Here is a 7,119-nt window from a genome sequence, read left to right as displayed (position 1 = left end):
CGGGGCTCGCAAGCTCACTCCTCGCGTCAGCCACGGAGCATCTCCGCCACGAGGAAGGCCAGCTCCAGCGACTGCTGGGTGTTCAGCCGCGGGTCGCAGGCAGTCTCGTACCGGTCGGGCAGGTCGAGGTCCTCGATGCCCTGGGCGCCGCCGAGGCACTCGGTGACGTCCTCACCGGTCAACTCGACGTGGATGCCACCGGGGTGGGTGTCCAGGCTCCGGTGCACCTCGAAGTAGCCGAGCACCTCGTCGACGATCCGGTCGAAGTGCCGCGTCTTGTAGCCGTTGGACGACTCGTGGGTGTTGCCGTGCATCGGGTCGCACTGCCAGACCACCTTGGCGCCGGAGGCGGTGACCTTGGAGACGATCGGCGGCAGGGCGTCGCGGACCCGGTGGTTGCCCATCCGGCTGATCAGCGTGAGCCGGCCGGGGACATTGTCCGGGTTGAGCTTCTCGCACAGCTCGATCGCCTCGTCCGGTGAGGTCGTCGGGCCGAGCTTGACGCCGATCGGGTTGGCGATCCGGGAGATGAAGTCGATGTGCGCGCCGGTGATCTGCCGGGTGCGTTCGCCGACCCAGAGGAAGTGCCCGGACAGCCCGTACGCCCGGCGGTCGGAGACCCGGGTGAGCGCCCGGTCGTACTCCAGGGCCAGGGCCTCGTGGGAGCAGTAGAGGGTGACGGTCCGCAGCGCCTCGTCGTCGGTCATCCCGCAGGCCCGGATGAAGGCCAACGCCCGGTCGATCTCCCGGGCGATCGCCTCGTAGCGCTCCCCCGCCGGGGAGGTCCGCACGAAGCCCTTGTTCCAGTCGTGTACGGCGTGCAGGTCGGCGAGCCCACCGGCGAGGTACGCCCGCAGCATGTTCATCGCGGCGGCCGAGTTGGCGTACGCCCGGATCATGCGCTGCGGGTCGGCGACGCGGGCGGCGGGATCGGCCTCCAGCGAGTTGATCATGTCGCCGCGGTACGCGGGCAGGCCCCGCGCGTCGGTCGGCAGCGAGCGGGGCTTGGTGTACTGGCCGGCGACCCGGGCGACCTTGACCACCGGCAGCGACGCGCCGTAGGTGAGCACGATCGCCATCTGCAACAGGGTGCGGGCGTTGGCCAGCAGGTGGCTCTCGGTGTTGTCGGCGAAGGTCTCGGCGCAGTCACCGCCCTGGAGCAGGAACGCCTTGCCCTCGCAGACCAGCGCCAGCTTCTGCCGGAGCTGGTCCACCTCGTAGGGCGCGACGACCGACGGTACGGTGTCGAGCACCTTGCAGACCTCGGCGACGGCGGCCGGGTCGGACCACGGTGGGACCTGCTCACGGGGCAGCTCCCGCCAGCGGTCCAGGCCGAGGGCGGCGTCCTCGGCGGAGTCGACGGTCGGACGGCTGGTCTGCAGGCCCGGGCTACCCACCGCGGGATGGCTCAGCTGATGCCACTCATGGCGCATGAGAGAAAGCGTACGGCGACCGTGCGTGTGACCGGGCGGCGAGGGTGACGGTTCCGGCAAGTGGGAGGTCGATCCCACCCATGGCGGTCAGGACGCGGGCGACGGGGACGCGGGTGAGGGGCTGGTGGCCCGGTTGCCGCCCGGCGCCTCACTCGCGATGCACCAGTCGCCGCCGTCGCGCGTGACGGTGAACAGCAGCGGGCGGGTGACCTTGCTCTTGCCCGCGGTGACCGAGACCGAGACGCTGACCTCCTGGCCGCGCTGACCGGACCGGACGTCGGTGATGGTCGCCTGGGGCACCTGGAAGTGGTCGGCGAAGTCGCCGTTGGGCCCCGTGGCCGCGGCGTCGAACCCGGCGTGCAACACCGCGCAGAGTTGACTGCGGCCGGCGGCGACGTCCTTGGCGGTCATCGCGTCGAGGTACGCCTGCACGCGCTCGCGGGACCGGGTGGCAGCCTCCTCGGCGGGCGCCCGCTGGGGCGTGGCGGTCTGCTTGTCGGCGTCGTCGCCGCCGCTCCCGCAGCCGGCAAGGGCGGCCGGGAGCAGCACGAACGCGGCGGCGGTCATCGCCAGCCCACGGTGGGTCGCGCGCATGACCACCTCCGTCGAACGGGAAATCGAGACCTGCCGAGCCGCGAGTCTGCCATATCGCACCCGACCCGCCCAAGGCCGGCGGCCCGGCCGACGCGTGGTGTCGACCGGGCCGCTACGGCACGGGCGGGAAGGGGCGGTGCGGGCCCCTCCCCGCCGTGTGGGTGGTGCGTCGGCCCTCGGCTCAGCCGAGACCGCCCTTGATGGCGCCGATGAGCTCACCGTTGCTGGTGTCGCCGGAGAGCTCCCAGAAGAACGCGCCACCGAGGCCCTGGTTCTTCGCGTACGTCATCTTGCCGTTGATAGTCGACGGGGTGTCGTAGCTCCACCAGTTGCTGCCGCACTTGGCGTACGCCGTGCCGGCGATCGTGCCGGTGGCCGGGCAGGTGTTCTTGAGGACCTTGTAGTCCTCGATGCCCGCCTCGTAGGTGCCCGGCGCCGCGCCGGTGGCGCTGCCGCCCGGCGCGGCCTGCGTGACGCCCGTCCAGCCCCGGCCGTAGAAGCCGATGCCGAGCAGCAGCTTGCTGGACGGGACGCCCTTGCTCTTGAGCTTCTGGATGGCCGCGTCGGAGTTGAAGCCCTGCTGCGGGATCCCGGTGTACGACGTCAGCGGCGAGTGCGGGGCGGTGGGGCCCTGGGCGTTGAACGCGCCGAAGTAGTCGTACGTCATCGGCATGAGCCAGTTGAGGTTGCCGATCGCGCCGGCGTAGTCGGTGGCGTCGATCTTGCCGCCGTTGCTGCCGTCCGCGGTGATCGCCGCGGTCACCAGAGCGCTGGAGCCGAACTTCGACCGCAGCGCGCCGATCACGTTCTTGAAGGCGTTCGGGCCGCTGGTGTCACAGCTCAGACCGCAGGCGTTGGGGTACTCCCAGTCGACGTCGATGCCGTCGAACACGTCCGCCCAGCGCGGGTCCTCGACCAGGTTGTAGCAGCTCTCGGCGAACGCGGCCGGGTTCTGCGCGGCCTGGGTGAAGCCGCCGGACCAGGTCCAGCCACCGAACGACCAGATCACCTTGAGGTGCGGGTTGAGCGCCTTGAGCTTGCGCAGCTGGTTGAAGCTGCCGCGCAGCGGCTGGTCCCAGGTGTCGGCGACGCCGTCCACGCTCTCCGCCGCCGTGTACGCCTTGTCGTAGTCGGCGTACGGGTCGCCGATGGTGCAGCGACCACCCGTGGTGTTGCCGAAGGCGTACAGGATGTGGGTCAGCTTGGCGGCCGAGCCGCTGGTCTGGATGTTCTTGACGTGGTAGTTACGCCCGTAGACGCCCCACTCGGCGAAGTAGCCGACGACCTTCTTACCGCCCGTGTTCGGCGGCGGGGTGGTGGTCGGGGGCGCGGTGGTCGGCGGCGCCGTCGTGGGCGGCGCGGTGGTCGGGGGTGCCGTGGTCGGCGGCGCGGTCGTGGTCGGTGGGGTCGTCGGGGTGCCGCCGCCGCCACAGGACGCGCCGTTGACGGTGCAGTTCAGCGGCGCCTTGTACGCGCCGGTGCCGTTGTACCCCCAGCTGAACGAGGCGCCGGGGGCCAGGCCGCCGGCCCAGCTCTTCTTGACCGCGACGTAGTGGTTGCCGCTGCTGGTGACGTCGGCGTCCCACGCGCTGCTGATGGTGGTGCCCGACGGCAGGTCGAACTCGATGCGCCAGGTGGCGACCGTGGCGCTGGTGCCGTTGGTCACGGTCACCTTCGTCTCGTGACCGGTCCCCCAGTCCTGCGCCTTGGCGAACGTGGTGGTGACCGTGCCGGCGCCGAACGCGGTCGTCATCGGCACCGCCGCGACGGTCACGGCGACCACGGCGCCGGCCCAGAGGGCCCGGCGGAGCGATCTTTTCATGAGGCGTCTCCCGTACTGTTAGGAAACTTTCCAAAAGAGATGGTGAGACCGTACTCACACCGTCATCACTCCGTCAAGATGTCCATGTTTCGATTTCCCCTGGTGTGCGGAACGAGCCCGCCACGCCCTGCCCGGGCGACCCCACACCTGGCGCGTAGCCTCGGGCCATGACCGTCTTCGACATCCCGATCGGCGCCCTCAACGGCGGCCCCGCGGACCTCGCCCGCTACCGCGGAAAGGCGCTGCTGGTCGTCAACGTCGCCTCCCGCTGCGGCCTCACCCCGCAGTACGCCGGCCTCCAGCGCCTCGCCGACACGTACGCCGAGCGCGGCCTCGTCGTGCTCGGCGTGCCGTGCAACCAGTTCGCCGGGCAGGAGCCGGGCAGCGCCGCCGAGATCAGCGACTTCTGCCAGGTCAACTACGGCGTGACGTTTCCGCTGACCGAGAAGGTCGACGTCAACGGGCCCGACCGGCACCCGCTCTACGCGGCGCTGGTGGACACCCCGGACGCCGACGGGCACACCGGGGACGTCCGCTGGAACTTCGAGAAGTTCCTGGTGGCGCCGGACGGCACGGTCGCCGGCCGCTTCGCCCCGACGGTCGAGCCCGACGACCTCCGCACCCCCATCGAAAAGATCCTCCCCGCCTAAGGACCTTCGGCCCGGCCCGGGTCCCTCCCGGTGATCAAGAGGTTCGCGTCAGAAATCGGCGATTCGGTGACGCGAACCTCTTGATCACCGGGGCAGGGCGGCCACCGGGGCAGGGCGGCCACCGGGGGGCAGGGTGGTCACCGGCGGGTGGTACGTGGGTGGGGGCCGGTCGGGCGACGGCCGTCCGCAGTACGTTGTGCGGTAACCGGGACAACTTCGCGCATCGGCCGGAATGCGTCGTGGGTGGACGGAGTTGGGAAGAAACATGACAACTGTGGGACTGATCGGCAGTGGCAACATCGGCGGCACCGTGGCCCGGCTGGCCGTGGCCGCCGGCTACGACGTGGTGCTGAGCAACTCGCGCGGGCCGGAGACGCTCACCGACCTGGTCGACGAGCTGGGCGAGCGGGCCAGCGCCGGCACGTCGCAGGAGGCGGCGCAGGTCGGCGACCTGGTGGTGGTCACGGTGCCGCTCAAGGCGTACCGGGCGGTGCCCGTCCAGCCGCTGGCCGGCAAGGTCGTCATCGACACCAACAACTACTACCCGCAGCGGGACGGCAACTTCCCCGAGCTGGACTCGGGCGAGACCACCAGCAGCGAACTCCTCCAGCGGCACCTGCCGCAGTCGCGGGTGGTCAAGGTCTTCAACAACATCTACTTCACGGGCCTGGCCGCGCTCGCCCGGCCGTCCGGCGCCGCCGACCGCAGCGCTCTCGCGATCGCCGGCGACGACGCTGCCGCGAAGGCCGAGGTCACGGCTTTCCTCGACCGGATCGGGTACGACGCGGTCGACGTCGGCCCGCTCGCGGAGGGCTGGCGCTACCAGCCGGACACCCCGGCGTACGGCACGCTCTACTCCGCCACCCCGACCGACTGGGAGCACCCGGCGCCGGGCGACGCCGAGAAGCTGCGCGCGGCCCTGGCCGCCGCCACCCGCTGAGCACCCGCCGCCCTCCGGTGACCGCCTACCGGGTGGCCCTCCGGAGGGCGGCCGCCAGTTCGTCGTCGTAGCTGGCGATCGGCTGACCGTCGACGTCGTACGCCACCAGCCGACCCTGCGCCATGCTGGCCGACCGGAACGAGAACGTCCGCGTGCCGGGATAGGCCGCCAGCAGGGGGATGCTGCGGGGTGCGCCGCCCGGGGCGGAGTAGTACTCCAGTCGGGCCACCCGATCGGAGACCACACCGTTGACCCGTACCTTGGTCTTCTCCGCCCGGGTGCCGAACGTGACCGGCGCGTCGGTGGCGTAGGCCGCGCACTCGGCCGGACCCCGGCAGACGAAGAAGTATCGCGGGTTGGCCACGTCGTCGAGGGCGTACGCCTTGAACGTCGGGTCCGCCCCGGCGGGCAGCGGTTGTACGGCGAAGAAGGCGAGAGCCACGGCGGACGTGACGCCCACCCGCAGCCAGGCCCGCCGAGCGGCGGGGCGACGGCTGCCCCGCGCGGCGGCGACCGCGACGCCACCGAAGCCGGCCAGGCACAGCAGGCACGTGCCGACGGTACGGGCGTTCTCGAACAGGAACTGCACGCCCGGACGCGCCGACACCGGCCCGAGGACCGCCCCCAGTGAGACGACCATGGCGGCGAGCAGCGCCGCGCCGGCCACCCGCTGGGTGATGCCGGACGCGCCGACCAGCAACATCGCGGCGAGCACCGGCCACACCTGGTGGTGGGTCCAGGACACCGGGGACGCGGCCACCGTGGCGCAGCCCACGAGCACGGCGGCGTGGCCGGGACGGCCCCGCGCGGCCAACTGGCGGGCGCGAAGGAGCGCCACCCCGCAGATCACCGCGACCAGAGCGGCCCAGAGCAGGGGCAGGGTCGCCTCGTCGACCCCGACGCGCAACAGCATCCCGTGCACCGACTGGTTGCCCAGCGAGGCCAGGTTGCCGATCCGCGAGGTCTGCCGGACGGCCTCGGTCCAGTAGATCCAGCTCTCGCCGGGCAGCACGAGCGCCGCCAGCCCGGCGCAGGCCACGAAGGTCGCCGCGGCACGCCCGGCGTCGCGGTAGCGCCCGGTGGCGAGGAAGTAGACGACGAACAGCAGCGGGGTCAGCTTGATCGCCGCCGCCACCCCGACGAGCACTCCCCGCAGCCGTGGCGGGACGACGCCCATGCCGTCCAGCAGTGCCAGCAGCACGACGAAGATGCTGACCTGCCCGAACCGCAGGTTGCTCTGCACCGGCGCCGAGAGCATCAGGACCGTGGCGGCCATCGCGACGACCAACGGGCGGCGGGACCGATCGTCGCTCAGCGCGACACCGACCATCCCGGCGACGGCGACGACCGCCGCGCACGTCGCGACCAGCCAGATCCCCTGGAGTACGCCCTCACCCACGAGAGTGATCGGCCCCAGCACGAGAGCGGCGAACGGCGGATAGGTGAACGGCCCGCCGTTCGCGGCGCGGTACTCGTACAGCGGCCGACCGGCGTGCAGATCGGACAGTGCGCCGTAGTAGATGTGCAGGTCGGAGAGCCGATCGTCACGGGTCGACACGAGCACACAGGACACCGTCGCGACGACGACGAAGACCGCCCAGACCAGCGCCACACGTCGATCCCGCATCGCCCGAGAATAGGCGAACGCGAGACGAGCGAAGGCCGCGTCTGCCGCTGGCC

Annotated in this window: 6 protein-coding genes; 2 read left to right on the top strand and 4 right to left on the bottom strand. The window is 71.6% G+C overall.

All coding sequences use genetic code 11. The features are described from left to right. Window positions 1-26: 26 nt before the first annotated feature. The 3 genes from ABZ272_RS09420 to ABZ272_RS09410 all read right to left on the bottom strand — a co-directional run bounded on the left by ABZ272_RS09420 (window position 27) and on the right by ABZ272_RS09410 (window position 3,849). Window positions 27-1,433, bottom strand: a complete 1,407-nt coding sequence (locus ABZ272_RS09420) for a class II 3-deoxy-7-phosphoheptulonate synthase (RefSeq protein WP_355049430.1) — start codon at window positions 1,431-1,433, stop codon at window positions 27-29. A gap of 87 nt (window positions 1,434-1,520) precedes the next feature. After that, a complete protein-coding gene (locus ABZ272_RS09415; protein WP_355049429.1) occupies window positions 1,521-2,027 on the bottom strand; it encodes a hypothetical protein in 507 nt (168 codons plus the stop codon). A gap of 181 nt (window positions 2,028-2,208) precedes the next feature. After that, window positions 2,209-3,849, bottom strand: a complete 1,641-nt coding sequence (locus ABZ272_RS09410; RefSeq protein ID WP_355049428.1) for a glycosyl hydrolase family 18 protein — start codon at window positions 3,847-3,849, stop codon at window positions 2,209-2,211. 167 nt (window positions 3,850-4,016) lie between these two features. Between ABZ272_RS09410 and ABZ272_RS09405 the strand changes: the two genes are divergently transcribed. Further along, window positions 4,017-4,499, top strand: a complete 483-nt coding sequence (locus ABZ272_RS09405) for a glutathione peroxidase (protein WP_355049427.1) — start codon at window positions 4,017-4,019, stop codon at window positions 4,497-4,499. 265 nt (window positions 4,500-4,764) lie between these two features. Further along, window positions 4,765-5,439, top strand: a complete 675-nt coding sequence (locus ABZ272_RS09400; RefSeq protein WP_355049426.1) for an NADPH-dependent F420 reductase — start codon at window positions 4,765-4,767, stop codon at window positions 5,437-5,439. Between the two features lie 25 nt (window positions 5,440-5,464). On the opposite strand, the gene ABZ272_RS09395 is transcribed toward ABZ272_RS09400, so the two are convergent. Then, entirely contained in the window at window positions 5,465-7,066 is a 1,602-nt protein-coding gene (locus tag ABZ272_RS09395; protein WP_355049425.1) for a glycosyltransferase 87 family protein, read from the bottom strand. Window positions 7,067-7,119: the final 53 nt, after the last annotated feature.

Source organism: Micromonospora sp. NPDC005979 (genome assembly GCF_040614415.1).
GTDB lineage: Bacteria > Actinomycetota > Actinomycetes > Mycobacteriales > Micromonosporaceae > Micromonospora.
The sequence above is the reverse complement of the archived record's forward strand: the minus strand, read 5'-3'. Positions and strand labels throughout refer to the sequence as shown.

Bases quoted from the DNA above. Each gene is read 5' to 3' on its own strand.
- ABZ272_RS09395 (WP_355049425.1), bottom strand. From the start codon at position 7,066: ATGCGGGATCGACGTGTGGCGCTGGTCTGGGCGGTCTTCGTCGTCGTC.
- ABZ272_RS09410 (WP_355049428.1), bottom strand. From the start codon at position 3,849: ATGAAAAGATCGCTCCGCCGGGCCCTCTGGGCCGGCGCCGTGGTCGCC.
- ABZ272_RS09415 (WP_355049429.1), bottom strand. From the start codon at position 2,027: ATGCGCGCGACCCACCGTGGGCTGGCGATGACCGCCGCCGCGTTCGTG.
- ABZ272_RS09405 (WP_355049427.1), top strand. From the start codon at position 4,017: ATGACCGTCTTCGACATCCCGATCGGCGCCCTCAACGGCGGCCCCGCG.
- ABZ272_RS09420 (WP_355049430.1), bottom strand. From the start codon at position 1,433: ATGCGCCATGAGTGGCATCAGCTGAGCCATCCCGCGGTGGGTAGCCCG.
- ABZ272_RS09400 (WP_355049426.1), top strand. From the start codon at position 4,765: ATGACAACTGTGGGACTGATCGGCAGTGGCAACATCGGCGGCACCGTG.